The sequence below is a fragment of the Mycolicibacterium phocaicum genome (assembly GCF_010731115.1).
In the GTDB taxonomy this organism is placed as follows: Bacteria; Actinomycetota; Actinomycetes; order Mycobacteriales; family Mycobacteriaceae; genus Mycobacterium; species Mycobacterium phocaicum.
The window spans coordinates 4753503-4778439 of record NZ_AP022616.1 but is presented as its reverse complement, the minus strand read 5'-3'; the positions used below and the strand labels follow the sequence as shown (position 1 = coordinate 4778439).

Genomic DNA, 24937 nt, shown 5'->3' with positions numbered 1-24937 from the left:
CCCAGGGACTGTCGCCGACGCGTTCTGTCGGCTGCTATTGAGCGGTGGGGGAAATCGAGCTACTGCTCGCCGCGAACGGCGGGGTGGCATCCGCGGCGCAACTGCGCGAGGCGGGCTGGTCGCGTCAGCAGATCAGGAAACGAGGGTGGCAGCCGCTGCGGCGCGGTTGGTACGCAGGCCCGTCCGCCGAGCCGCAAGTAGTACGTGCGGTCGCCGCAGGAGGTGTGTTGAGCTGCGCCTCCGTGCTGCGTCGCTTCGAGGTGTGGGTTCCCGATTCTGGTTTGCACATCCGATATGCCGAGCGCGCACGCACGTCACGGTCCGGCGCCAGGTCTTGCCATCCGTACCGGCTTGACCCACCCATCACTGGGGCCATCGATCCGATTGATGTCGCAGTCGCATCAGCAGCGAACTGCCTGGACCCCGAGGGACTGATCGTGGTCCTGGACTCGATGCTGAACAAACGCATGATCCAGATGGCCGACGCGCGAGACATTGTCGCCGCATCGCGTTTCGCCCGACTGCACCTGGCCGAGCGTTGTGATCCCGCGAGCGAATCCGGCACCGAGACCATGATCCGGTTGAGACTGCGCGCACTGCGAATTCGCCTGCGTACTCAAGTCGATATCCCCGGAGTCGGACGGGTCGACCTGCTCGTGGGCGACAAACTGATCATCGAAGCCGACAGCCGCGAACATCACCTGCCCCGGTATCAGGCCGACCGGGACAGGGACAGAGTGGCGACGAGGCTGGGATATCTGGTGATTCGACTGACCTATGAGGATGTTGTTTACCGCTGGGACACTGTCGAGGCGGACATCCTGGCCATCATCCGGCGAGATGGACACGTCGGCCCGATCACAACGTCGGCCTGAGAGCGTCGATAACCGTATATAGCCTCAACGACGCTCTCAGCCCGACGTTGTGTCGGCAATCACCAAGATCAGGCAGCTGCATCCGCGCCGGTCGAACCCGAGTGAGCACCGCCGGCAGGCTTGTCGGCCCCGCCGGGCTCCGATGCGGGAGTCGGTGACTTGTCGGGTTGACCCGTGGCCGTGCCGACCTGGGTGGACTTGCCAGGCCGAACCTTGTTGCCCGACTTGACCTTTCCGGGCTTCTTGTCCGGCTTGCCGGTGGTGCTGCCCTGCGTGTCCGGCTTCGTCTCCGCAGTCTTCGAGGTGTCCGGAGTCTTCGAGGTGTCCGCAGTCTTCGAGGTGTCCGGAGTGTTGGGCGTTTCCGGGGTGGTCGGTGCTTCCGGTGCCTTCGGAGTATCGAGCGCCTCCGGTGCTTTCGCGGCATCCGGTGTCTTGGCGGTGTCCAGGGTCTTCGCGTCCGGAGTCTTGGTCGCATCCGGAGTCTTCGGGGTATCCGGGACCGTGAGCGTCAGTGTGTTCGCGCTCGGCGCGTTGACCGCGGGAACGTCGCCGGCGGCCACACCGGTGACCGCGGCGGTCGGCGCCGGCCCGGTCACGACAGCGGTTTTCGCGGCTGCGCTACTCGCCAGCGCCGGTGGTACCGGCATCGGCAGGTTCGCCAGCAGATTGTCGAGCCCCTGCTGGATATTCGCGACCAAGGCCGTCGCGAACTGACCGACGGGACCCGGGAGGGTCGTCAACGGATAGCTGAGATCGGCAATCAGGTTGCCGGCCAGTCCGCCCTCGGTGTCCGACCCGAGGAGACCGTAGACCAGATTGCTGAGCAGGCCGGGGATTTCCTGCGGGGTCTTGATGGCCGCCTCGATGGTCGCTGCCACGTTGTACGGCAGGAAGCCCACATAGTCGACCACATCCCACGCCGCCCACACGGGAGCCAGTGGCACGTTGTTCAGCGACGTGATGATGCGACCGGGTGTGGTGGCCCAGAAGGCGTCGGTCGCGTCGACGCCGGTCGTCGGGTCGGGCAGCCCGCCGAGGGCGGCGCCGATGACGTTGGCGATGCCGTCGGCAATGCTGTTGATCAGGCCCAGCTGGGTGGCGCTCGGGCCCAGCGGATAGGGCAGCCCGAATGCGATGTTGCCGATCGCGTTGGCCTTGAAATCCCACGGGAACGTGTAGTGCGGGTAGGACTCGGCGGGGTTGGCGTATCGGTTGACCAGCCAGCTCAACACCGAAGGGGCGTAGTCCGGACGCTGCACCGAGATGGCGATGGCGGTCAGCGCATCGAACGGCAGCGAGACGAGCGCTTCGATCGGAATGGCGACGCTTCCCGCGAGGCCGTCGACGACCCAGCCCGCGCCCGCCAGCGCATCGGTGATCAGCGACGTGGGGACGACGTTGGCCTCGATGGTCGGTACGGCGCGCTCCGCCGCGCCGATCGAGACACCGGTCGCGACCACACCGGCCGCCAGGGCCGCAGCCGCCAACTTGGTCGGCATGAGTCGAACAGAAGCAGTCATGAGAGCGACCCCCTCGAAGCGCCTAATATTGACTTCACTGTCAATTGTTAGCAGATTCCCAGCAGCTACGTGGCCGTTCAGCAACCAACCGCAACGAAGAAGCCCCGGCGTGCAGAGCACGCCGGGGCTTTTCGTAGAAGAGCTGGACCTAGAAGTCCATACCGCCCATGCCACCGGTCGGGTCGCCGGCGGGAGCCGCGGCCTTCTCCGGCTTGTCGGCGACGACGGCCTCGGTGGTGAGGAACAGCGCCGCGATGGACGCCGCGTTCTGCAGCGCCGAGCGGGTGACCTTGACCGGGTCGGCAACGCCGGCGGCCAGCAGGTCCTCGTAGACGTTGGTCGCGGCGTTCAGGCCGTGACCCGAGGGCAGGTTCGACACCTTCTCGGCGACGACGCCCGGCTCCAGACCACCGTTGAAGGCGATCTGCTTCAGCGGAGCCGACAGGGCGACACGCACGATGTTGGCACCGGTGGCCTCGTCACCCTCGAGCTTCAGCTCGTCGAGAGCCGGAGCCGACTGCAGCAGGGCCACGCCACCACCGGCGACGATGCCCTCTTCGACGGCGGCCTTCGCGTTGCGAACGGCGTCCTCGATGCGGTGCTTGCGCTCCTTGAGCTCCACCTCGGTGGCAGCGCCGGCCTTGATGACGGCAACGCCACCGGCCAGCTTGGCCAGGCGCTCCTGCAGCTTCTCGCGGTCGTAGTCGGAGTCGCTGTTCTCGATCTCGCTGCGGATCTGGGCCACGCGGCCGGCGATGGCGTCGGCGTCGCCGGCACCCTCGACGATGGTGGTCTCGTCCTTGGTCACGACGACCTTGCGGGCCTTGCCCAGCAGGGTGATGTCGGCGGTCTCGAGGGACAGGCCGACCTCTTCGCTGATGACCTGGCCACCGGTGAGGATCGCCATGTCCTGCAGCATCGCCTTGCGACGGTCACCGAAGCCCGGGGCCTTGACGGCGATGGACTTGAAGGTGCCACGGATCTTGTTGACGACCAGGGTCGACAGGGCTTCGCCCTCGACGTCCTCGGCGATGATCAGCAGCGGCTTGCCCGACTGGATGACCTTCTCCAGCAGCGGCAGCAGGTCCTTGACGGTCGAGATCTTCGAGCTGACCAGCAGGATGAACGGGTCCTCGAGGACCGCTTCCTGACGCTCGGCGTCGGTCACGAAGTAACCCGAGATGTAGCCCTTGTCGAAGCGCATACCCTCGGTGAGCTCCAGCTGCAGGCCGAAGGTGTTGCTCTCCTCGACGGTGATGACACCCTCGTTGCCGACCTTGTCCATGGCCTCGGCGATCAGGTCACCGATGGACTGGTCACCGGCCGAGATACCGGCGGTGGCAGCGATCTGCTCCTTGGTCTCGACCTCCTTGGCGGAAGCCAGCAGGCCCTTGGTGACAGCCTCGACGGCCTTCTCGATGCCGCGCTTCAGGCCGAGCGGGTTGGCGCCGGCGGCGACGTTGCGCAGGCCTTCGCGAACCAGGGCCTGAGCCAGAACGGTGGCGGTGGTGGTGCCGTCGCCAGCGACGTCGTCCGTCTTCTTGGCAACTTCCTTGACCAGCTCAGCGCCGATCTTCTCGTACGGGTCCTCCAGCTCGATCTCCTTGGCGATGGACACACCATCGTTGGTGATCGTGGGGGCGCCCCACTTCTTCTCCAGGACGACGTTGCGACCCTTGGGGCCCAGCGTCACCTTTACGGCGTCGGCGAGGCTGTTCAGGCCCCGCTCGAGGCCACGGCGGGCCTCTTCGTCATACGCAATTGTCTTGGCCATTGCGAAGTAATTCCTCCGGTTGGGAATTGCACGTCTTTGGTCAGGCGCAGCGCCCGCGACGGACGGCCTGGGCTGTGCTCGCAGATGCGGCCCCGGCCTCACTGTCCCGACCTAGCACTCACCTATCGAGAGTGCCAACGTCTTTTTAGCACTCTGACAGGGCGAGTGCAAGGTTGTTCACCATCCGCGCACACGGCCCCGCGGTGTCAGCGCGCAGCGGGAATCAGGGCGCCGACCGATACCGCGCCACCTGCGCCGCGAATTCGTCGAGCAGGCGCAGCGATTCATCCGTACCCAACGAGGGCAGGCGCAGTCCCAGCTGCCCGAAGCCGAGTTCTTCGGCCGAGCTCCAGTAATCGGGCTTGATGGGCGCGCCGAACATCGCCAGCGGGACGGCATATCCGGCGTCGGCGCGGAACTGGGCCACCCGCTTCGCCAGGACGTCCCTCGGTTCCGCGACCGAAATCCAGCCCGCGCCGTGGCGGATCACCCGTTTGACGGTGGCCTCGGAATTGCCGCCGACATAGATCGGCGGGTGCGGCTTCCGGACCGGCTTGGGGCGGGAGTACGCCGGATCGAAGTTGACGTACGTGCCGTGATACTCGGCCGGCTCGGTGGTCCACAACGCCTTGACGGCTTCGATGCTCTCGTCCAGGCGGGCACCGCGGGTCTTCGGGTCCGTGCCGTGGTCGCGCATCTCCTCGAGGTTCCAGCCCGCACCGACGCCGAAGACGAAACGTCCGCCGGAGATGAGGTCGACGCTCGCGGCCTCCTTGGCGCAGTGGATCGGGTCGCGCTGGATCAGCAGGGCCACGCCGGTGACCAACTCGATGGTCGACGTCACCGCGGCCGCCGCCGCGAGGGTGACGAAAGGATCGAGGGTGGAGTAGTACTCCGGCGGCAGGTCACCGCCCATGGGGTACGGCGTCTCGCGGCTCGCCGGGATGTGACTGTGCTCGGCGACCATGAGCGAGGCGAATCCGCGGTCCTCGATCGCCCGCGCCAAGGTCACCGCATCAATGGTGTCGTCATCGACGAAGGTGGCGATTCCGAACTTCATGCGGCCGACGCTACTCCCGACGCGGCCGGAGCCCGTCCATCATCAATCCGATCACCCGCTCGGCGGCGTCGGCGTTGTAACGCTGCGCGGCGTTCGCCGCCACGAGCAGCGTCTTCACATCCGAAGGCGTGACGTCGGCACGAACGGCGCCGGCACCTTGCGCGGCGGCCAGCAGCTGGCCCAGCAGCGCCAGGAATTCCTCTTCGACATCGGGCACCAGGGCGTTGACGTCGATCCCGAGACCGGCGAGCGCGTCGACCAGCCCCTGGTCGGTTTCGCCCCACCGCACCATCGAGCGCAGGAAGTCGAACAGCGCCTCGCCCGGCGCGTCCGACGCCAAACACGCCCGGCCGGCGCCCATGACGACTTCCAGCCGATCCTCGATGACCGCGCGGTAGAGATCGTCCTTCGTCGGGAAGTGCCGGTAGACGGTGCCGGCGCCGACACCGGCCCGTCGGGCGATCTCGTCGATCGGCACCGAGAGCCCTTCGTCGGCGAAGGTTTCGTAGGCGACTTCCAGCACGCGAGCGCGGTTCCGGGCCGCGTCGGCCCGGAGCGGCCTCTTCGGTTTGCAGATCATCATGCTCCCGGGAACAAATAAAACGGGGCGACCGTTCCGGATAAGTGAAGCATCCGGGGCGCTCGCCCCGGTTCAAGCCCAGGCTACCGAGGAACCGTCATGACCAAGTGGACTACCGCCAACATTCCCGACCAGACCGGACGCACCGCCGTCATCACCGGCGCCAACACCGGCCTCGGCTACGAGACCGCCTCGGCGCTCGCCGCCAAGAACGCACACGTCGTGCTCGCCGTCCGCAATCTCGACAAGGGCAAGGACGCCGTCGACCGCATCCGGCAGGCCACGCCTGACGCCGACGTCGTCCTCCAGGAACTCGACCTCGGTTCACTGCAGTCGGTTCGGGAAGCCGCCGAACAACTGAAGTCCGAATACCCGGTGATCGACCTGCTGATCAACAACGCCGGCGTGATGTGGACGCCGAAGCAGACCACCGCCGACGGCTTCGAGATGCAGTTCGGCACCAACCACCTGGGCCACTTCGCGCTGACCGGACTCCTGCTCGACCAGCTCCTGACCGTGCCCGGCTCGCGCGTCGTGACGGTCAGCAGCCTGGGCCACCGGATTCGCGCCGCGATCCACTTCGACGATCTGCAGTGGGAGCAGCGCTACAACCGGGTGGAGGCCTATGGCCAGTCCAAGCTCGCCAATCTGCTGTTCACCTATGAACTGCAGCGCCGGCTGACGGGCGCCGAGACCGTCGCCCTCGCCGCCCACCCGGGCGGCTCCAACACCGAGCTGGCGCGGCACGTGCCGCTGCCGCCCGCCGTCCTCTCGCCCATCGCGGAGCGGTTGTTCCAGAGTGCCGCCATGGGCGCTCTGCCCACCCTGCGCGCCGCGACCGATCCGGCCGCGTTCGGTGGCCAGTACTACGGCCCGGACGGGCGGTTCCAGCAGACCGGCCACCCGAAGGTCGTCGGCTCGAGCGACCAGTCCCACGACACCGAGCTGCAGCAGCGGCTGTGGGCGGTATCCGAGGAACTGACCGGGGTGACGTTCCCGGTCTGAGCAAAAAGAAGTCCTGTGGGTTGTGCGACAGGAGGTTTCGCACAACCCACAGGACCTGTTGGCGGCCCGGTTCCAGCGACCTCAGTAGCCGATGTTCAGCAGGCCGTTGCGCCCGTCGCCCACGGTGACGACACCGCCGCTTCCGTCACCGATGTTGACGATGCCAGTGCTCCCGTTGCCGATATTGGCGATGCCGGTGTTGCCGTTGCCCAGGTTCAGGATGCCCTTGTTTCCGACACCGAAATTGAGGACGCCGGTGTTGAAGGCGCCGCCGTTGAGCACGCCGTCGTTGCTGCCAGGTCCGAGGTTGATGCCAGAGTCGGCGGAAGCCGCACCTGCGCCGAGCAGCGCCATTGTGCCGGCACCGACCACTGTCGCTCCCCACAGGACGGTTGAACGGATCATCGACATGACTTCTCCTTCGCTAGCCTGAATGTGGATGAACCAAGAGTAGACAGTGGTCGAGCAAATGAGAAGCAGTTTCAGCAAATAACGCTACTCGCTTACGCGAATCCGCAGGCTAGCGCTGGAAACAAGCTCACGCGAATGCCTCACAGTGAGCGCCTAGCGCCAATATTCATTCAATCTGACTAATTTCCAGCATCATTCACATACGTCTCGATCCGCGAGTATTTACGGTACGAACGAATTTCCAACGGCATGATCACCGAACTCGCGCACAAAGGTCACAAATACAACAGCGATGGCAAATACAACGCGCCAGGGTTGTCCTTTACGCAATTGAGTAAATGAGTAACTCATTGGGGCCTTCGAGTTGATTTGCTACCGATTGCGACATCCCCTCGCTCAGTCCGTGGCCCGAGCGACCCGTAAACATCCCCGAAGCGCCCCCTGCCACGGTTCCGAGTCGCGACCGACGTCGTCCCGCGAGGGGCCTCCGCACCCCAGAGCGCCCCGGTTCAGTTGCGCATCGCAGAACTGAACGTGTTCTAAATTTCCCCCACGCAGCAACCCCGTCGACCGCCCCACGGCGGACCGCAACCATCGAGACCCAGGGCCGGTGCATCACCAAAATATGCACGACAGCCGACTTTTCCGCAGGTGAGAATGGCTTTTTCAAGATCGCCACGATACCCGCGGTCCGCCGATATGAACGGACGCACACTTTCCACAAGATGTTCACAGCCTTCGATTACGGGTGTTAGTCTCCCCACGTTTATTGACGGGGGTGTTGCATCTCACACCCGACGCGCGAGGAGGATCGTGGGCAAGCACAGGGCAGTGGGGACGAACAGCTGGTGGAGTGCGGCAGGACCGCTCGCAGCCGCAGGGTTGACGAGCGCGGCCTTCGCCAGCGCCGGTGTCATGCTGCTGCTGGGGCCCGATTCCCCGACGATGCAGTCGGTGACGGCGGACATCCGGCTCGTCAACACCGAGAGCGCCGGCGGCGACAGCGGCGCCAAGTCGGGCACTTCCGGCGCAACCAAGGCGACCGACGGCAAGACCAAGAACCCGAACAAGCCCAAGCCGTCGACGAAGCCGTCCACCGAACCCGGTGGCACACCGGCGTCCGGCACCACGACCGACACGCCGCGCACCCCACGCCAGCAGGCGCAGGACCGGATGCGCCAGTACGCGGACGATGCCCGCAAAGCCCTGAACGACCTCGCCAAGGGCGTCAAGCCGCCGAAGCACGCCGCGCCCGGCAGTGGCAGTGACTCGGGCGCCGGCGCCGGCAACACCAGCACCCAGCAGCCCCGGCACTCCCGCGGCCCGCGGACAACCGGCGCCCAGAAGCCCGACACCGCAGACAAGCCGAATGCCACCTCGGCGGTCGGCCCCAAGCAGCCCCATACCGGCGCAACCACCGGGCACAACGCCACCGAACCGAGCACCGCGGCGGGCGCCACGACCCCGGCGGCGCCGGCCGGCCCGTCCACGTCTGCGGCGGCGACACCGGGGACCGGGGCGGTCATCACGGCCCCCACGACCAAGACGTTCAACCCCATCACCGGCCTGCTGTCGGCGGTCGGTCTGGGCACGATGCTCGCCCCCGACGCGCCGACCCATCCCGACCAGATGCCCGGCGTCTGGGCCGTGATGGCGTGGGTGCGCCGCCAGGTCGAGTACGGCACCCCCAAGCGGTTGCACCCGAGCGCCGCGCACTCGGTGGCTGCCACCGCCCCGCCCGCAGGGACCACCGCGCTGGGCACCGTCAACCCACTCGCGGCGACCGACCCGACTGCGGCGCCCGCTCCCCTGAGCGCGGTCAACCCACTGGCTGCGGTCAACCCACTCGCCGCCGTCAACCCGCTGGCCGCGATCGGCCCGCTGGCCCTGCCGACGTTCGTCGACCCGACGGTGATCGTCGCCAACTGGATTTACCAGAACGTGCACTTCGGCGTGCAGGCCTGGATCAACAGCCCCATCGGCTTCGTCGTCGACACCGGAATCAACCTGTTGGCCGGCCAGTACCTGATCGGCAACGGCGCCAACGGAAACCTGATCAACCCCAACGGCGGCAACGGCGGCCTGTGGTTCGGCGACGGCGGTAAGGGCTACTCGAGCGGGCTGCCCGGAGTAACCGGCGGCAACGGCGGCAACGCCCGCGGCTTCGGCAACGGCGGCTCGGGCGGCGCCGGCTACTCGGGCTTCGGCATCTTCACGCCGACGGCCGGTGGCAACGGCGGCAACGCCGGAGGTATCGGTCACGGCGGCGCCGGCGGCAAGGGCGGCGACGGTGCCAATGGCGCCGACGGCCTTGCCGCGCTGGGCCAGAACGGCGGCAACGGACAGACCGGCGCCAACGGCGGCGACGGCGGAAACGGTGGCCACATCTTCGGCATCGGCGGGCGCGGTGGCGCCGGCGGGAAGGCAGGCAACGGCGGTCACGGTGGCTCGGGCGTCCTCGGTGGCGGAGCTCTCGGCGGCGGCGGAAACGGCGGCGACGGCGGAAACGGCGGTGTCGGCGGCAAGGGCGGCAAGAAGGTCGGGTTCATCGGCTCGGTCGGCGCCGGCGGCACCGGTGGCGCGGCCGGATTCGCCGGCAATGGCGGCAACGGGTCCGACGGCAGCTCGTCGCTGATCCCCGACGGCGGCAAGGGCGGGGACGGCGGTAATGCCGGCACCGCGGGCGTCGGCGGCTTCAACGGCAGCGGCACGAAGCGGGCCGCCACCGGCAACGCCAGTGCCACCGGTGGCAACGGCGGTAAGGGCGGCAACGGATTCGACACCATCACCGCGATCGGCGTCGCGGGCAACGGCGGCGCCGGTGGTAACGGCGGCTCCGGCGGGACCGCGGGCAACGGCGGTAGCGGTGGCGCGGGCGGCACCGGCGGCAACGGCGCGAATGGCCTTGCCGCACTTGGGGAGAACGGCCCCAATGGCGGCCACGGCGGTGCCGGCGGTAACGGTGGCGCGGGCGGCACGCAGTCCGGCAACGGCGGCAAGGGCGGTGTTGGCGGTGACGCCGGCAACGGCGGCAACGGCGGCTCGGGCGTGCTCGGCGGCGGCGCCCTCGGCGGCGGCGGAAACGGCGGCAGTGGCGGCAACGGCGGCGGCGGCGGCAAGGGCGGCGCGGCCGCCCACGGCACCGTCGGGGCCGGCGGCCAGGGCGGCTCGGCCGGCAGCGGCGGGGACGGCGGCAACGGTTCCGACGGCAGCTCGTCGCTGATCCCCGATGGCGGCAAGGGCGGTAACGGTGGCAATGCCGGCACCTCGGGCGTCGGCGGCTTCAACGGTGCGGGCGTCAGCCAGGCCGCGAATGGCGCGGGTGGCAACGGCGGCAACGGCGGTAAGGGCGGCAACGGGTTCAACACCATCACCGCGATCGGCGTGGCAGGTAACGGTGGCGCCGGCGGCAACGGCGGTTCCGGTGGATCCAACGGCAACGGTGGTAACGGCGGCGCGGGCGGCATCGGCGGTAGCGGTGCCGATGGCCTTGCCGCACTTGGCGAGAACGGCCCCAACGGCGGCCACGGCGGTGCCGGCGGAATCGGCGGCGCCGGTGGCACGAACGCCGGTAACGGCGGCACCGGTGGCACCGGCGGCGCGGGTGGCAACGGCGGCAGTGGCGGCTCGGGCGTGCTCGGTGGCGGAGCTCTCGGCGGCGGCGGAAAGGGCGGCAACGGCGGTAACGGCGGCGTCGGCGGTAAGGGCGGCGCGGCGGCTCACGGCACCGTTGGTAGTGGCGGCAAGGGCGGTGCGGCCGGTAACGGCAGCAACGGCGGCGACGGTTCCGACGGCAGCTCGTCGCTGATCCCCGACGGCGGCAAGGGCGGTGACGGCGGCAGCGCCGGCACCTCGGGTGCCGGCGGCTTCAACGGCGCGGGCGTCAACCAGGCCGCCAGTGGTGCCGGTGGCAACGGCGGCAACGGCGGTAAGGGCGGCAACGGGTTCAACACCATCACCGCAGTCGGCGTCGCGGGTAACGGCGGTGCCGGCGGCAACGGTGGTTCCGGCGGCTCCAACGGCAACGGTGGCAATGGCGGCGCCGGTGGCATCGGTGGCAACGGCGCCAATGGCCTTGCCGCACTTGGCGAGAACGGCCCCAACGGCGGCCACGGCGGTGCCGGCGGCATCGGCGGCGCCGGTGGCACCAACGCGGGCAACGGCGGCACCGGCGGTGTCGGCGGCAAGGGCGGTAACGGCGGTAGCGGCGGCTCGGGTGTCCTCGGCGGCAACACCGGTGGCTCCGGTGGTGCGGGCGGTAACGGCGGCACCGGCGGCAAGGGCGGCGCGGCCGCCCACGGCACCGTCGGCAACGGTGGCAAGGGTGGCAACGCCGGAAACGGCGGCACCGGTGGTGCCGGGTCCGACGGCATTTCGTCGATCCAGCGCAATGGCGGCACCGGCGGTACCGGTGGCGCTGCGGGCAACGCGGGCGCCGGCGGCTTCAACGGCGCCGGCGCCAGCCAGGCTGCCAATGGCGTAGGCGGTAACGGAGGTGACGGCGGCAAGGGCGGCAACGGCTTCGACGCCCTCACCATCCTGGGCACCGCCGGCCGCGGTGGCGACGGCGGCGCCGGCGGTGCGGGTGGCCTGACCGGCAACGGTGGCGCGGGTGGCGCCGGCGGTACCGGTGGCAACGGCGCGGACGGGACCATCGGAGCGTCGCTGGGCGCCACGGGTCTGTCCGGCACCGGCGGTGGTGCCGGAGGTAACGGTGGCATCGGCGGGGCCGGCGGCACCGTCTCGGGCGTCGGCGGCGGCGGCGGTGCCGGCGGCACGGGCGGCACAGGTGGGTCGGGCGGCGTCGGTGGGCTCCCGGCCTTCGGGTCCAACAACGCGGCCGGTATCAGCGGCGGCGGTGGCTTCGGTGGCACGGGCGGCGCGGGCGGTGCCGGCGGCAACGGTGGTGCGGGCGGATACTCCGCCAACGGCCTCGACGGCGCCGGTGGTACCGGTGGCACCGGCGGTAATGGTGGCATCGGCGGCGACGGTCAGACCGGCGCGAACGGCATTCCGTTCATCAACGGCAATGCCGGTGCGACCGGCGGTGTGGGTGGCCACGGCGGCGCCGCGGGCGCCGGCGGCAGCGGCGGCTCCTCCGGCGACAACGTCGGTGGTGCCGGCGGCGACGGCGGCGTCGGTGGTGTCGGCGGAACCGGCGGCGACGGCGGCAAGGGCTACAACGACAACGTGACCCAATGGGGCAACGGTGGCAACGGCGGCGCCGGTGGGACCGGTGGCACCAGTGGCAACGGCGGTGCCGGCGGCACCGGTGCGACAACCGGAGCCGGTGGCGACGGTCCGGCCGGTGGTGCGGGCGGCGCGGGCGGTTCGGGCGGCGCCAATGGCGGTCACGGCACGCACGACGGCACCGACGGCGCCACCGGCAGCGCCGGCGGCAATGGTTCGGGTGGCACCGGCAACCCGGCCGGCGGCACCGGAATCCTGATCTAGCCGCAGCTGACGAATGCGGTGTGGCACCAATCGGCGCCACACCGCATTCGGCTATTCAGGACTGCCTCCGGAAGCGGTCACCTCCGCAGGTCCAATAACTCCTCCTGGAATCCGCCGAACTGCCGGCCCGGCTCGACGAGGTGCACTTCGAGAATCCAATGGCATTGCCGCCCTTGGGAATCCAGGCGCCGCATCGGCAGGTCCGAGCCGGGCGCCACATAGGAGTCGATCTCGTGGCCGCGGATCTTCTCGTGCGGGAACTCCCCCACGAGATGTCCGGCGATCGCGCCGCCGAATTCCCAGCCGGCAGCTCGACTCAACTCGACGACGTGATCGAACAGCTGCGCGCCGGTGATGTCCGGAGTCGACTCGAAGTGCGCCCGCGCCGCGTCCCAAACCTTCGGTAAGTCGTTGCGCAAGGCCAGCTTTCGTGGGTCGTCACCGAGCACGAAGGTACGGCCGAAGTCGGCTTCCCACTCCTCGAAAAGCGGGCCGAGGTCGACGAACACGATGTCGTCGTCGGCGATCACCCGGTCGGGCGGGTTGTCCCGCGCGGTCGCCAGCGTGTTCTCGCCGCCATGCACGATCCGCTTGTGCCAGTGCCGCGTGACGCCGAGGATTTCGGCCGCCAGATCACGGATCTCGTCGGTCACCTGACGCTCGCCGACGCCGGGCCGGATCAACCCACGCTCTTCGATGGCGATGAACAATTCCGCCGCCTTGTCCTGGGCATCCAGAAGCCGCGCGGCCCGCATGCCCTCGTCAAACTTCTCCACCGCATTGATGCTAGGCGGGTCGCACGAACTCCCATCCTGCCGCCCGCATGTCGGCGATGGCACCGGCGTAGCCGGCGGCGGTACCCGAACCCGGGCGGTTCATGTGGGAGATGACGATGGAACCAGGCTGCGCACCAACGACATTCGCGCGTACGCGGGCGGCGGACAAGGTGGCGCCACAATCGCCGTTGACGCTGAAGCCGAGCGGCTGCAACCCGAGGTCGCGCACGATCTGCACGGCCACGTCGTCGTAGTGGGCGGTGCCCGGCCGGAACCAGGTGGGCGCCCGGCCGGTCAAGGCGGTGAGTTTGATCTGGTTGCCCCACACCTCGTCGACCACCTCGGCGGCCGACCGCGTGCCGGCGATGCCGTAGGCGACGCGGCCGGTGACCGACAACGGCACGTGCCTGGTGCCGTGGTTGCCGATCTCGAACAGTGGGTTCGCGGCCAACTGCGCGGCACGGTCGGGGTGCTGGTCGATCCAGCGGGAGTTGAAGAACAGCACCGCGGGCACGTTGTTGCGCTGCAACGTGTCGAGCAGCGCGTCGTCGACACCGCCGCGGCAGGCGTCGAACGTCAGGGCCAGTTGGCGCCCGCGCGCCGGGATCGACGTGACGATCCCGGGTAGCGCCATGCCCCACTGGGTCGGGACCCGGCGCGCGTACTGCCCGGCGACGGCGCTCGGATCCTGCGCGGCCGCGCTCGGTCCGGCCAGCGCCAGCGAACCGGCGGCTGCGGCCCCAGCAGCCAGGAAGGCGCGTCTGGTTATCACCGCTGGGACGCTAGGCCGGGACTCTGAACAACGCGTGTCCGGAGCCTGTGAATTCGCCGCGAACCGGAGCAGGTGCGACCGCCCTATGGTGGAAACCGAGAAGCCGTCTCCGATCTCGATGGTCACCGGGAGCCGACCATGTCGCTGGTTGTACCGCCCTATCCGCCGGCCCGCTATACCGCCGACCGGCCCGAGGTCAGCGCGACGCTGCGGCGCGGTGACGAGCCACCCGATTACGACCCACAAGGCCTGATCCAGTACCACTACCTGGCGAACCAGCAGAAGACCGCGGGCGACTACGGCCTGTACCGCGTCGACATCGCGCCGCACGGCGGGGGCCCGGGCCCGCATTTCCACCGCGCCATGTCCGAGGCCTTCTTCGTGTTGTCCGGCACCATGACGCTGTACGACGGCACCGACTGGGTCAAGGCCGGCCCCAACGACTTCCTCTATGTCCCGCCGGGCGGCATCCACGGTTTCCGCAACGAGGCCGATGAGTCCGCGTCGGTGCTGATGCTGTTCGCCCCGGGTGCACCCCGGGAGGCCTATTTCGAAGGGTTCGGCCAACTCGCCGACATGACCGACGACGAACGTCGCGAGTGGTTCATCAAGCACGACAACTTCTTCGTGGAGTGACGACGGCGGCCGGTCCCGCGCCAGCCGTGCACACATTGAGTCATTTGTCTCTACCGGCCAGTAACACAAACATCCCATGATGTGCGTTGCCGTCAATATTTGTTCGATCCGTGATCGAACCGACGGAAAAGTCAGGTAGGCGCTGCCGCCATCATCCGGCCGCAGCGAATGAGAGGAACCCATCTTGCACGCCGCCGTTCGATCGTCCGTCCTTTCCGGAGCCACACTGCTGACGGCGGGAGCCATCGCAGTCACTCCGATCCAACCGCTGGCCCACGTGCCGTCGCTCCCGTCGATCAGTCACGCGGTGTCGACTGCCGCCGTCAACCTGACCAGCAGTCCGTTCGACCTGTACGGACAGGTTCTGGGGACCGCCACCGCCAACCTGCAGGCCGACGTCAAGTCCTACATGGAGATGGGCCTGTTCCCGATCCTCCGCCAGATTCTGACCAACCAGGTCGGCACCATGACCGGTCTGGTCAACGCGCTCGGCGAGAGCGGCAAGGCCGTGGTCACCGCGCTGACCACAGAGGTGCCCGGCTACCTCGGGGCCGCCTTCAGCGACCTCGGCAAGGCCAACGTCGAGGGCGCGCTCAACAACCTCCAGCTGGCGATCGTGCTCCCCATCTTCGCCGCGATCAACCCGATCGGACCGCTGCCGAAGGCCCTGGGCAATCTCATCACGCAGCCGCTACAGAGCGTGATCAACATCGCCAACGATCTGCCGAACATCCTGCTCGAGCTCGGGCTCGGCATCATCAGCCCGGTTGCCAGCACCCTGGGCGCAATGGGTACCGCGGTCCAGAACGTCATCAACGCGGTGAAGGCCGGCGATCTCGGCAAGCTGGCCACCGCCGTCATCCAGGCGCCGGCCACCGTCGTCGACGGCCTGCTCAACGGTGGCTACGGCCCCAACCTCGGCGCACTGCTGGGAATCAACATCCCCGGCTTCAACATCTATGGCGGCGGCCTGTTCGGCGGTGGCGCAACCCTCCCCACCGGCGCCACCATCTCCGGCACCTTGCAGTCGTTGGTCGCCGTCGTGAAGTCGATTCTCAACGACATCACCCCCGCCAAGCCGGCGGCCGCGGCCGCGACGACCACCACCAAGGCCGCCTCCGATATCGCCGCCGTGCCGTCCACCACAGCCGCGACGGTGACGCTGAGCACCGCCGCGACGACCAAGGCCGTGACGACCGACACCGCGAGCACCGACAAGGGCAAGACAACCGGCGCGACGAGTGAGTCGACCGGCTCGGCAACCGACGCCACCACCAAGGCCGGTGGCTCGTCCGGCGAGACCACCGGTTCGGCCACCGACGCGTCGAGCGGCAGCAAGTCGTCCAGCTCGACGACCGACGGCACCACCAAGACCGGCACGTCGGCGGGCTCGAGCACCGACGGCAAGACCACGGGCTCGACCTCCGCCGGTGACAGCAAGGCCGGTGACAGCAAGAGCGGCGACTCCAAGGCCGGTGACACCAAGACGGGTGCCGGCTCAGGCTCCAGCAGCTCTGGCACCAGCAGCTCCGGCTCCAGCAGCTCGGGCTCGGCCACGGGCAACACGGGGACCAAGGCGACGACCCCCGGGGGCAAGGGCCACCAGGGCAAGTCGGGCTCCGACTCGAGCTCGTCGGGTTCGACGTCCGGATCGGACTCGGGCACCAAGGGCGGCAGCACCAAGGGCTCGCACACCGGCGCGAAGACCAAGTCGAAGGCGCACAGCGCGGCCTGACAGGTGTGACCGGTCGGCGGCGGCGGATTTTCCGCCGCCGCCGACTTTCCATTTGGGTCCGTCAGCGAGGCTCGCTCGTCCAGGTCGCGGGCCGCGCCACGTCATGAATCTGGTGCCGGCTGGTGACGCCGAGCTTGGGAAACGACCGGTACAGATGGTTGGACACCGTCCGCACCGACAGGTTCAAGATGGTCGCGATCTGCGGATTGGTGTAGCCCTCGCTCACCAGATAGACCACATTGTGTTCCTGCGAGCTCAACGTGCCCGTCTGGACCGACGACGATTGCGGACGCACTCCGGCCGCCCGCAGTTCCCGGGTGCACAGGTCTACCCACGGCGCCGCGCCGAGGTCCTGCATGACGGTCAATGCCGCAGCCAACTGATGCTGGCAGTCCCGGCGCCGTCGGTGCCTGCGCAGCCATCCGGCGTAACTGATGCGCAGCCGCGCCCGCTCGAACGGCCAGCGGTTGCCGGCCGGATCGGCGAGCGCTTCGCCGTAGCGCGCCCCGGCGGTGTCGGGATTGAGCACGGCGTCCGCGTGCGCGACCAGCTGGGTCAACCGCGGTCCCGCGGATCCGGGCAGATGACCCACGATCCGGCTCAGATGTGCACGGGCTTGGTGGATCCGGCCCGTCAACACCGCGGCTTCGGCGTAATCCGCCAGCGCCAGATACGACGCATACGCGTGCAGCGGCAATCCGGACTCGTCGAACAGCTCCGCCAATTCGGCGTAGGCGGTCGTGTTCTGGTTCTCGGCCAGCGCGATCGAACCCGCGACGTGGTGTATCCACGCCGCCAGGGCGGGCCGGTCCCGGAAGTCGGCCAGTTCGGCGGCCGATCTGAGTCGTTCACGGCCGGTCGCGAGCTGGCCGCGTCGGGCCGCGACCGTGGCGATGACCAGATCCGCGATCCGGGCGACGACGGGAACGTCGGCGACGGCCGCCGAACGACTCATGGTGGCCGCCGCGTCGACGGCCTCGTCCCAGCGGCCCGACTCGACGAAGGCCCAGCACAGGGCGGTCGAGGCCAGGCCGCCGAAGCGCGGCGCCAGCGCTCCGGCGTGTGCACCGCGTAGGCAACGCACGGCCAGGTCGGGTTGCCCGGCCAGCCAGGCCGACGCACCGACCGCGGTGAGCTCGATGGCGTCGCCGACGCGGCCGGCCAGCCCGACGATCTCCGGCGACTGCAGATGGGCGAGGTGCGGATCGGTGGCGGTACGGATCCACATCTGGTCGGCGAGCGCGGCCACGCCCGTGGGCGGCTCGGCGTCCTCCAGTTGCCCCAGCAGCCGCATGACGCCACATCGCCCCGCGGCGTCGTCGGCGATGAAAGTGACGGTCGCGGCGACCCGAAGCGACGCCCAGGCGACCGCGGGGGCAACGTCGACGGCCAGGCCGGCCGACTCGAGAAGCATGTCGAGAACCGGCTGGCTGTCGGCGTCCCAGCAGCGCGCCGACCCCAGCTCGGTGTGGGCGCGCACCCGGGAGATGAGGTCGTCGACGCCGTTGAGCGCGCACCGGCTCAGTGCCGCGGCCCAGTGCGGGTCGCCGGCGTTGCGAGCCAGCGGCGCCGCGCGCACCAGATGCCGGGCGTGCTCACCGGCATCGGTGGTCAGCATCGCCGCGCGCTGCATGGTCACCGCGGCGGCCAGATAGCCGTCGCGGCGCAGTACCTCGTCGCAGGTGGCGGCCAACTGCGCGGCCAGCGCATCGTCGGGTTTGAGCGCTGCCTGCGCGCGATGCCAGATCTGCCGGTGCGGTAGCGCGACGAGCGCGTCGGCGAGCCGCAGATGCGCCGCCGAGCGGGCCGCCGCCGGTGCCCGGTGATACGCCGCCGACCGGAGCAGCGGATCCAGGAACCGCACGCCGCTCGGCTCGACTCGGATGATGCCGGCGACCTCGGCCGGCGCGAGCGTTTGTGGATCGGCCAGCACCGCGGGCATCAGAAACCGCAGATCCTGGTCCGAGGCGGCCGCGAGAACGAGGAGCGTGGCCCGGGTCGCCGCCGGCAGCAGCGCCACGCGGCGGCTGTAGATGCCAAGGCCGGCGGCGGGCAGCGCCAAGGGTTCAGCGGCCGGACCCACCGAGAGACCACCGGCCGCGGCGGTCTCGGCGAAGGCGATGACGGCCGCCGGGTTGCCCGCAGCCGCCGTCAGCACCTGCTCGCGCCGCAAGCCGCGCGGTGCGCCCGACTGCCGGTCGAGCAGCATGGCGGCATCGGAGCGCGCCAACGGCGACAGTTCGATCTCGACGGCGCGGCCGTCGCCGCCGAACACCTTTCCGGCCGTCGAGGGGGTCGCCAGCACGACCGTCAACGACCGGCCCGCGCTGCGGCGGGCGGCGAACATCATCGCGTTGCGCGACGGCGCGTCGAGCCACTGCCCATCGTCGATGCAGACCAGAACCGATTGCTGCCGCTCAAAGGCGTCCAGAAGCCCGAGCAGCGCCATCGCGACGCGGACGACGTCGAGTTGCTCGCCGCTGGGCGATCGCAGCGCGGCGTCGATGATGTGCTGGTACTGCTCGGCTTCGTCACCCCAATGTCCGAGCGCGTGGATCAACTGATGCACACCGGCGAACGGGGTATCGGACTCGCCCGGCGTTCCGGCGATCGACACCACCCGAAAACCGACGGCCCGGGCGTGACGGCAGGCGACGTCGAGCAGTGCGGTCTTGCCGGACCCGGCTGCGCCGGACACCACCACCGCGTGCCCACGCGGGGTGTCGCTGATGGCCGCCATCAACCTCGATAGTTGTTCGCCGCGGCCGACGAGTTCCGGTGGCGGCGCGGCCGACCGCTGCTGACAGGGCTCAGCGACCACACCACCTCCTGTGATCCACATCCCACCCGGTTCCGAACGTTAGGCAGGCCTCATCTCACTGTCAACTAATTAGTTAGTTAGCAAACGTCGGTCTACCAGCTAAAATCTCCGCAATGGGCCACCCGCGGAACTCCGACGCCACTCGTGCGCGGCTGCTCTGCGCGGCGACCACCGAATTCGCCCAGTACGGCATCGCCGGGGCCCGGGTCGATCGCATCGCCGCCAACGCGGGCGCCAACAAGGCGCAGATTTACCATTACTTCGGCAGCAAAGATCAGTTGTTCGACGCCGTGTGGGCCGCGATGACGCAGCGGTTCTTCGCCGACAGTCCGGTGGTCGCCGACGACCTGCCCGGCTACGCCGCTCATCTGATCGACGTCTATGCCGGCCAGCCCGAAGTCGGCCGGCTGATCGCCTGGCACCGACTGGAGCGCGCCGACGATTCCGCGGCGGGCTTTCCCGGCGACACCATGCACGAGCAGATTGCGTCCATCGCCGCCGCCCAGGCCGACGGCAAGCTCACCGGCGAGCTGCCCGCGCCGGTGCTGTTCACCCTGGTGCTCACCATCGCATCGATGTGGCACAACCTCAGCCCCACGCTGCTGGCCGTGATCGGCATCGACGACCACGCCCAGCGCAAGGCCATCGTCTGCGACGCCGTGACGCGCCTGATCACCACGTCGGCCGCCGACACCACCGGGCCGAGCGCCAGGACACGCCGGGCAAATGTGCATCCGCCAAACCCGTTGCCCTAGACTGCCCTTCGACCAAGGAGGAGTCTTCGGGTGCGGGCTTATGCAGCGCCCAGCACCCAGGCTTTGCGGGGCTGGCAACGTCGGGCTTTGGTGCGGTATCTGACCGCCAAGCCGCGTGATTTTCTTGCTGTCGCGACCCCAGGTGCAGGCAAGACGACCTTCGCCCTGCGGATCGCCGGTGAGTTGCTGACGGAGCGCACCGTCGACCAGGTCGTGGTCGTCGTCCCGACCGAGCACCTCAAGACCCAGTGGGCGGAAGCCGCGGCGCGCGTCGGCATGGCGCTGGACCCCAAGTTCAGCAACTCGACGGGGCACACGTCGTCGGACTACCACGGCATCGTCGTCACCTATGCCCAGGTCGCCAGCCACCCGACCAGACACCGGGTGCGCACCGAGAACCACAAGACGCTGGTGATCTTCGACGAGGTCCATCACGGCGGCGACGCCAAGAGCTGGGGCGAGGCCATCCGCGAGGCCTACGACGATGCGACGCGGCGCCTCTGCCTGACCGGGACCCCGTTCCGGTCCGACGACAGCCCGATCCCGTTCGTGCAGTACGAGCCCGACGGCAGCGGCCATCAGCAGTCGGTGGCCGACCACACCTACGGCTACTCCGACGCGCTCGCCGACGGCGTGGTGCGTCCGGTGGTGTTCATGGCGTACTCGGGTGAGGCCCGCTGGCGCGACAGTGCCGGCGAGGAGCACGCGGCCCGTCTCGGCGAACCGCTCACCGCCGAGCAGACCGCCCGGGCCTGGCGCACCGCGCTGAACCCCGAGGGCGAATGGATGCCCGCGGTGATCGCGGCGGCCAACAAGCGACTGGGGCAGTTGCGGCAGAGCATCCCGGACGCCGGCGGCATGATCATCGCCACCGACCAGACCACGGCCCGCGCCTACGCCAAACTGCTGCACACCATCACGGGCGAGGAAGCGACGGTCATCCTGTCGGACGACCCGACGGCGTCGGCTCGCATCTCACAGTTCTCCGAGGGCAGCAGCCGCTGGCTCGTCGCGGTCCGCATGGTGTCCGAGGGTGTCGACGTGCCGCGGCTCGCGGTCGGGGTGTACGCCACGAGTGCGTCGACCCCCTTGTTCTTCGCGCAGGCCATCGGCCGGTTCGTGCGCCTGCGGCGCAAGGGCGAGACGGCCAGCATCTTCCTGCCGTCGGTGCCGAACCTGCTGGAGCTGGCCAGCGAGCTGGAGCGCGAGCGCAACCACGTGCTCGGCAAGCCGCACCGCGTGTCCGACGGCCTCGACGACGAACTGCTCGAGCAGGCGCAGAAGAAGGAAGACGAGAAGTCGGAGCTGGAGAACGGCTTCGAGATGCTCGGCTCGGACGCCGAGCTGGATCAGGTGATCTTCGACGGCTCGTCGTTCGGCACCGCGACGGAGGCCGGCAGCGACGAGGAGGCCGACTACCTCGGCATCCCGGGCCTGCTGGACCACTCGCAGATGCGTGATCTGCTGAGTCGGCGGCAGGACGAGCAGCTGCAGAAGCGCAGCGCCAAGGCCGCTGCCACCGGGGCTCCGCCCCCACCCATGACCACGCACGGCCAGCTCCGTGAACTTCGCAAGGAGCTCAACCTACTGGTGGCCGCGTTCCACCACCGCACCGGCAAGCCGCACGGCTGGATCCACAACGAGCTGCGGCGCAGGCACCCCGGTCCCCCGGTGGCGGCCGCGACGCGCGAGCAGTTGCAGGACCGCATCGCGGCGATCCGGAACATGCAGCGGGAGCTGACGGCCTGACGCCCTCAGCGGCCCAAAAGCTCCGGCAGGTCTGCGACGGAGTCCACCACGTAGTTCGGCTGCATCGCGAATTCGTCTGCGGCCCAACGGTCCAGCGTGTCCTGGCGGAATTTTCCGGTACGCACCAGCACGCCCGTCATGCCGACGACCTGGGCCGCGAGGACGTCGTTGTTGAGGTCGTCGCCGACCATGTACATCTCTTCGGGTTCGACGCCGAGCCGGGCGGCTGCGGCCAGGAACCCGGCGGGCGCGGGCTTGCCGACAGCGGTGCCCTGATGACCGGTGGTCTGTTCCAGCCCGGCCAGATACAGGCCGGTGTCCACCCGTAGCCCGTCGGCGGTGTTCCACGCGTTGCTGCGATGCATGGCGACGACGGGGACGCCGCGGGCCATCCAGTCATAGATCCAACTGAGGGTCAGATGCGTGTATTCGGGCCCCGCGCCACCGAGGAGCACCACATCGGGCGTGTCGGGCTGCCGCGGACCAGCGAAGTCGGAGGCGTACACCAGATCGACACCGGGCATGTCCGCACCGATCTGGCCGCTGTTCACCAGGAAACATCGGGCACCGGGGTAGCGATCGCGCACGTAGTCGGCGGTCAGCACCGCGGCGGTGACGACCTCGTCGGCAGCGACCTCAATGCCTGCCGCACAAAGCAATTCGGCGATCTGCTGCCGGGTCTTGGTGGTGGTGTTCGTCAGGAACGACCGGGCGATCTGACGCTCCTCGAGCACCCGCAGGGTCTCGGCCGCACCGTCGATCGGACGCCACGAGGTCACCAGGACACCATCGATGTCGAAGAGCACCCCGCCGATTGCCATGGTGCCGACAGTAAACGCCCGCCGCTCCCGCGCAACTCAGGCGGTCCGCTCGGTAGTGTCTTCGGCCATGACCACCAAATGGACCGCCAACGATGTGCCGGACCAGACCGGCCGGGTGGCGATCGTCACCGGCTCCAACACCGGGCTGGGTTACGAGACGGCGCGGGTATTGGCGGGCAAGGGCGCTCGCGTGGTGATGGCGGTGCGCGACACCGGCAAAGGCGACGACGCCGCCGCCCGGCTGCGGGCGAGCACCCCGAACGCCGACGTGGTCGTGCAGAAGCTGGACCTGGGTTCGCTGACCTCGGTCCGCGCGGCGGCCGACGACCTGCGGGCGGCCTATCCGCGGATCGACCTGCTCATCAACAACGCCGGCGTGATGTACCCGCCCAAGCAGACCACCGCCGACGGCTTCGAATTGCAGTTCGGCACCAATCACCTCGGTGCCTTCGCGCTCACCGGCCTGCTCATCGAGAACCTGCTGTCCGTCCCGGGCTCGCGCGTGGTGACCCTCGGCAGCATCGCGCACCGCATCCTCGGGAAGATCGACTTCGCCGACCTGCAGTGGGAGAAGCGCCGCTACAACCGGGTCGCGGCCTACGGCCAGTCGAAGCTGGCCAACCTGATGTTCGCCTACGAGCTGCAACGCCGGCTCGTGGCCACGAACGCCGAAACCATCTCGGTCGCGGCCCATCCCGGCATCTCCAACACCGAACTGATGCGCCACATCCCCGGCTCCGGCCTGCCCGGCTTCAACCAGATCAGCGGGCTGGTCGCCAACAGCCCCGAGGTCGGCGCGCTGGCCACGTTGCGGGCCGCCGTCGACCCCGACGCGCGGGGCGGCGAGTACTACGGGCCTTCTGGCCTCCTCCAGCTGGTCGGGCACCCGGTGCTGGTGCAGTCGACCGCACAGTCGCACGACGCCGGCATCCAGCGGCGGTTGTGGGCGGTGTCCGAAGAGCTCACCGGCGTCACCTTCGCGATCTAGCCTCATGCGGACCGTCGAGGAACATCAGCAGGTTGTCGCCGGACTGATCAACGCCCGGCCGGCCGTCGCCGTACCGCTGGCCGACGCGCTGGGGCTGGCCCTTGCCGAGGACGTGGTGGCGCCGCTGTCGCTGCCCGGTTTCGACAACTCGGCGATGGACGGTTACGCCGTCGTGGCCGCCGACGTGGCCACCGCCTCCGCCGATAACCCGGTGAAACTCCCTGTCGCCGAAGACATTCCGGCCGGTCGCACCGACCTGCTGACCCTGGCGCCCGGCACGGCGCACCGGATCATGACCGGCGCCATGCTGCCCGCCGGGGCCACCGCGGTGGTCCAGGTCGAGGCCACGGACGGAGCGACCGACGTCGTGTCGATCTACTCGGCCGTCCCCGAAGGCCGGAGCATCCGGCGGGCGGGCGAGGACGTCACCGCCGGGATGACGGTGCTGTCCGCCGGCGAGGTGCTCTCCCCCGCGGCCCTGGGCCTGGCCGCCGCCCTGGGCCTGGCCGAGCTGAAAGTTATTCCGCGGCAACGGGTCCTGGTGCTGTCCACCGGAACGGAGCTGGTCGCGCCGGGCACGCCGCTGCAACCGGGACAGATCTACGAGTCCAACGCCGTGATGCTGGCCGCCGCGCTACGTGAGGCCGGCGCCGACGTCACGACCGCACCGGCGACATCCGACGACGTGGCGCTGTTCCGGGAGACCCTGGCCGGCCATGCCCAGAACGTCGACCTGATCGTCACCACGGGCGGCGTCAGCGCCGGCGCGTACGAGGTGGTGAAAGACGCCCTTTCAGGCGATGTCGAGTTCGTGAAGGTCGCGATGCAGCCCGGCATGCCGCAGGGCGCCGGGACCGTCGGCGGCACGCCCATCGTCACGTTGCCGGGCAACCCCGTCTCGGCGCTGGTGTCGTTCGAGGTCTTCATCCGGCCACCGCTGCGCGCGGCGATGGGCCTGCCGTCGCAGCGACCGCGCCGCCCGGCGACGCTCACCGAGAAGCTGACCTCCCCCGCCGGGAAACGCCAGTTCCGCCGCGGCGTGCTCGGCACCGATGAGCAGGTGAGCAGCTACGGCCCGCCGGCGTCGCACCACCTCCGGTGGCTGGCGACGGCAAACTGCCTGCTGGACATCGGCGAGGACGTGGTCGAATTAGCGGCTGGATCGCCCGTGCCCGTCTGGGATCTCAGTTAGAGCCCCGCAAACC

The 24937-nt window shown here is 69.3% G+C and carries 18 protein-coding genes; 9 read left to right on the top strand and 9 right to left on the bottom strand.

Annotated elements, in window-relative coordinates; all coding sequences use genetic code 11:
* The first annotated feature begins 44 nt into the window (after positions 1–44).
* Positions 45–875: an endonuclease domain-containing protein gene (locus G6N46_RS22835; protein WP_061000334.1), complete on the top strand. Its 831-nt coding sequence runs from the start codon at positions 45–47 to the stop codon at positions 873–875.
* 68 nt (positions 876–943) lie between these two features.
* Here the strand turns inward: G6N46_RS22835 and G6N46_RS22830 are convergent, their stop codons facing one another.
* The 4 genes from G6N46_RS22830 to G6N46_RS22815 all read right to left on the bottom strand — a co-directional run bounded on the left by G6N46_RS22830 (position 944) and on the right by G6N46_RS22815 (position 5806).
* Positions 944–2395 (bottom strand): hypothetical protein, encoded by a 1452-nt coding sequence (locus tag G6N46_RS22830; RefSeq protein ID WP_138250663.1) that lies wholly within the window; start codon positions 2393–2395, stop codon positions 944–946.
* Between the two features lie 148 nt (positions 2396–2543).
* Positions 2544–4169: a chaperonin GroEL gene (groL, locus tag G6N46_RS22825; RefSeq protein ID WP_061000336.1), complete on the bottom strand. Its 1626-nt coding sequence runs from the start codon at positions 4167–4169 to the stop codon at positions 2544–2546.
* 223 nt (positions 4170–4392) lie between these two features.
* The gene (locus G6N46_RS22820; RefSeq protein WP_138250664.1) at positions 4393–5229 is read right to left on the bottom strand and encodes an LLM class F420-dependent oxidoreductase; all 837 of its coding nucleotides are present in this window, start codon (positions 5227–5229) and stop codon (positions 4393–4395) included.
* Between the two features lie 10 nt (positions 5230–5239).
* Positions 5240–5806, bottom strand: coding sequence for a TetR/AcrR family transcriptional regulator (locus tag G6N46_RS22815; protein ID WP_163693223.1), 567 nt, complete (start codon positions 5804–5806; stop codon positions 5240–5242).
* Between the two features lie 102 nt (positions 5807–5908).
* Here G6N46_RS22815 and G6N46_RS22810 point away from each other — a divergent pair, with 102 nt between their 5' ends.
* Positions 5909–6814, top strand: coding sequence for an SDR family NAD(P)-dependent oxidoreductase (locus tag G6N46_RS22810; protein ID WP_138250666.1), 906 nt, complete (start codon positions 5909–5911; stop codon positions 6812–6814).
* A gap of 81 nt (positions 6815–6895) precedes the next feature.
* On the opposite strand, the gene G6N46_RS22805 is transcribed toward G6N46_RS22810, so the two are convergent.
* Complete coding sequence (locus G6N46_RS22805) at positions 6896–7303, bottom strand: pentapeptide repeat-containing protein (RefSeq protein WP_235688656.1); 408 nt, start codon at positions 7301–7303, stop codon at positions 6896–6898.
* Positions 7304–8056: 753 nt separating this feature from the next.
* On the opposite strand from G6N46_RS22805, the gene G6N46_RS22800 reads away from it, so the two are divergent.
* Positions 8057–12679, top strand: coding sequence for a PGRS repeat-containing protein (locus G6N46_RS22800; protein WP_163692966.1), 4623 nt, complete (start codon positions 8057–8059; stop codon positions 12677–12679).
* 77 nt (positions 12680–12756) lie between these two features.
* On the opposite strand, the gene G6N46_RS22795 is transcribed toward G6N46_RS22800, so the two are convergent.
* Both G6N46_RS22795 and G6N46_RS22790 read right to left on the bottom strand, forming a co-directional pair.
* Positions 12757–13434, bottom strand: coding sequence for a M24 family metallopeptidase (locus G6N46_RS22795; RefSeq protein ID WP_167526477.1), 678 nt, complete (start codon positions 13432–13434; stop codon positions 12757–12759).
* Between the two features lie 31 nt (positions 13435–13465).
* The gene (locus G6N46_RS22790) at positions 13466–14227 is read right to left on the bottom strand and encodes a polysaccharide deacetylase family protein (RefSeq protein ID WP_167526428.1); all 762 of its coding nucleotides are present in this window, start codon (positions 14225–14227) and stop codon (positions 13466–13468) included.
* A gap of 138 nt (positions 14228–14365) precedes the next feature.
* On the opposite strand from G6N46_RS22790, the gene G6N46_RS22785 reads away from it, so the two are divergent.
* Complete coding sequence (locus tag G6N46_RS22785) at positions 14366–14863, top strand: cupin domain-containing protein (protein WP_138250668.1); 498 nt, start codon at positions 14366–14368, stop codon at positions 14861–14863.
* A 184-nt stretch (positions 14864–15047) separates the two neighbouring features.
* Entirely contained in the window at positions 15048–16598 is a 1551-nt protein-coding gene (locus G6N46_RS22780) for a hypothetical protein (RefSeq protein ID WP_138250669.1), read from the top strand.
* 61 nt (positions 16599–16659) lie between these two features.
* Here the strand turns inward: G6N46_RS22780 and G6N46_RS22775 are convergent, their stop codons facing one another.
* A complete protein-coding gene (locus tag G6N46_RS22775) occupies positions 16660–19419 on the bottom strand; it encodes a helix-turn-helix transcriptional regulator (RefSeq protein ID WP_163692964.1) in 2760 nt (919 codons plus the stop codon).
* A 113-nt stretch (positions 19420–19532) separates the two neighbouring features.
* Here G6N46_RS22775 and G6N46_RS22770 point away from each other — a divergent pair, with 113 nt between their 5' ends.
* Both G6N46_RS22770 and G6N46_RS22765 read left to right on the top strand, forming a co-directional pair.
* Positions 19533–20174 carry a TetR/AcrR family transcriptional regulator gene (locus G6N46_RS22770; RefSeq protein WP_138250671.1) on the top strand — a complete coding sequence of 214 codons (642 nt, stop codon included), beginning with the start codon at positions 19533–19535 and terminating at the stop codon, positions 20172–20174.
* A 30-nt stretch (positions 20175–20204) separates the two neighbouring features.
* Complete coding sequence (locus tag G6N46_RS22765; protein ID WP_138250672.1) at positions 20205–21923, top strand: DEAD/DEAH box helicase; 1719 nt, start codon at positions 20205–20207, stop codon at positions 21921–21923.
* Between the two features lie 5 nt (positions 21924–21928).
* Here the strand turns inward: G6N46_RS22765 and G6N46_RS22760 are convergent, their stop codons facing one another.
* Complete coding sequence (locus G6N46_RS22760; protein WP_138250673.1) at positions 21929–22744, bottom strand: HAD-IIA family hydrolase; 816 nt, start codon at positions 22742–22744, stop codon at positions 21929–21931.
* A gap of 67 nt (positions 22745–22811) precedes the next feature.
* Here G6N46_RS22760 and G6N46_RS22755 point away from each other — a divergent pair, with 67 nt between their 5' ends.
* Complete coding sequence (locus G6N46_RS22755; protein ID WP_138250674.1) at positions 22812–23732, top strand: SDR family NAD(P)-dependent oxidoreductase; 921 nt, start codon at positions 22812–22814, stop codon at positions 23730–23732.
* Positions 23733–23736: 4 nt separating this feature from the next.
* Entirely contained in the window at positions 23737–24924 is a 1188-nt protein-coding gene (gene moeA, locus G6N46_RS22750; protein ID WP_138250675.1) for a molybdopterin molybdotransferase MoeA, read from the top strand.
* Positions 24925–24937: the final 13 nt, after the last annotated feature.

Bases quoted from the DNA above. Each gene is read 5' to 3' on its own strand.
- G6N46_RS22785 (WP_138250668.1), top strand. From the start codon at position 14,366: ATGTCGCTGGTTGTACCGCCCTATCCGCCGGCCCGCTATACCGCCGAC.
- G6N46_RS22810 (WP_138250666.1), top strand. From the start codon at position 5,909: ATGACCAAGTGGACTACCGCCAACATTCCCGACCAGACCGGACGCACC.
- G6N46_RS22760 (WP_138250673.1), bottom strand. From the start codon at position 22,744: ATGGCAATCGGCGGGGTGCTCTTCGACATCGATGGTGTCCTGGTGACC.
- G6N46_RS22830 (WP_138250663.1), bottom strand. From the start codon at position 2,395: ATGACTGCTTCTGTTCGACTCATGCCGACCAAGTTGGCGGCTGCGGCC.
- G6N46_RS22770 (WP_138250671.1), top strand. From the start codon at position 19,533: ATGGGCCACCCGCGGAACTCCGACGCCACTCGTGCGCGGCTGCTCTGC.
- G6N46_RS22795 (WP_167526477.1), bottom strand. From the start codon at position 13,434: ATGCGGGCCGCGCGGCTTCTGGATGCCCAGGACAAGGCGGCGGAATTG.
- G6N46_RS22755 (WP_138250674.1), top strand. From the start codon at position 22,812: ATGACCACCAAATGGACCGCCAACGATGTGCCGGACCAGACCGGCCGG.
- moeA (WP_138250675.1), top strand. From the start codon at position 23,737: ATGCGGACCGTCGAGGAACATCAGCAGGTTGTCGCCGGACTGATCAAC.
- groL (WP_061000336.1), bottom strand. From the start codon at position 4,169: ATGGCCAAGACAATTGCGTATGACGAAGAGGCCCGCCGTGGCCTCGAG.
- G6N46_RS22820 (WP_138250664.1), bottom strand. From the start codon at position 5,229: ATGAAGTTCGGAATCGCCACCTTCGTCGATGACGACACCATTGATGCG.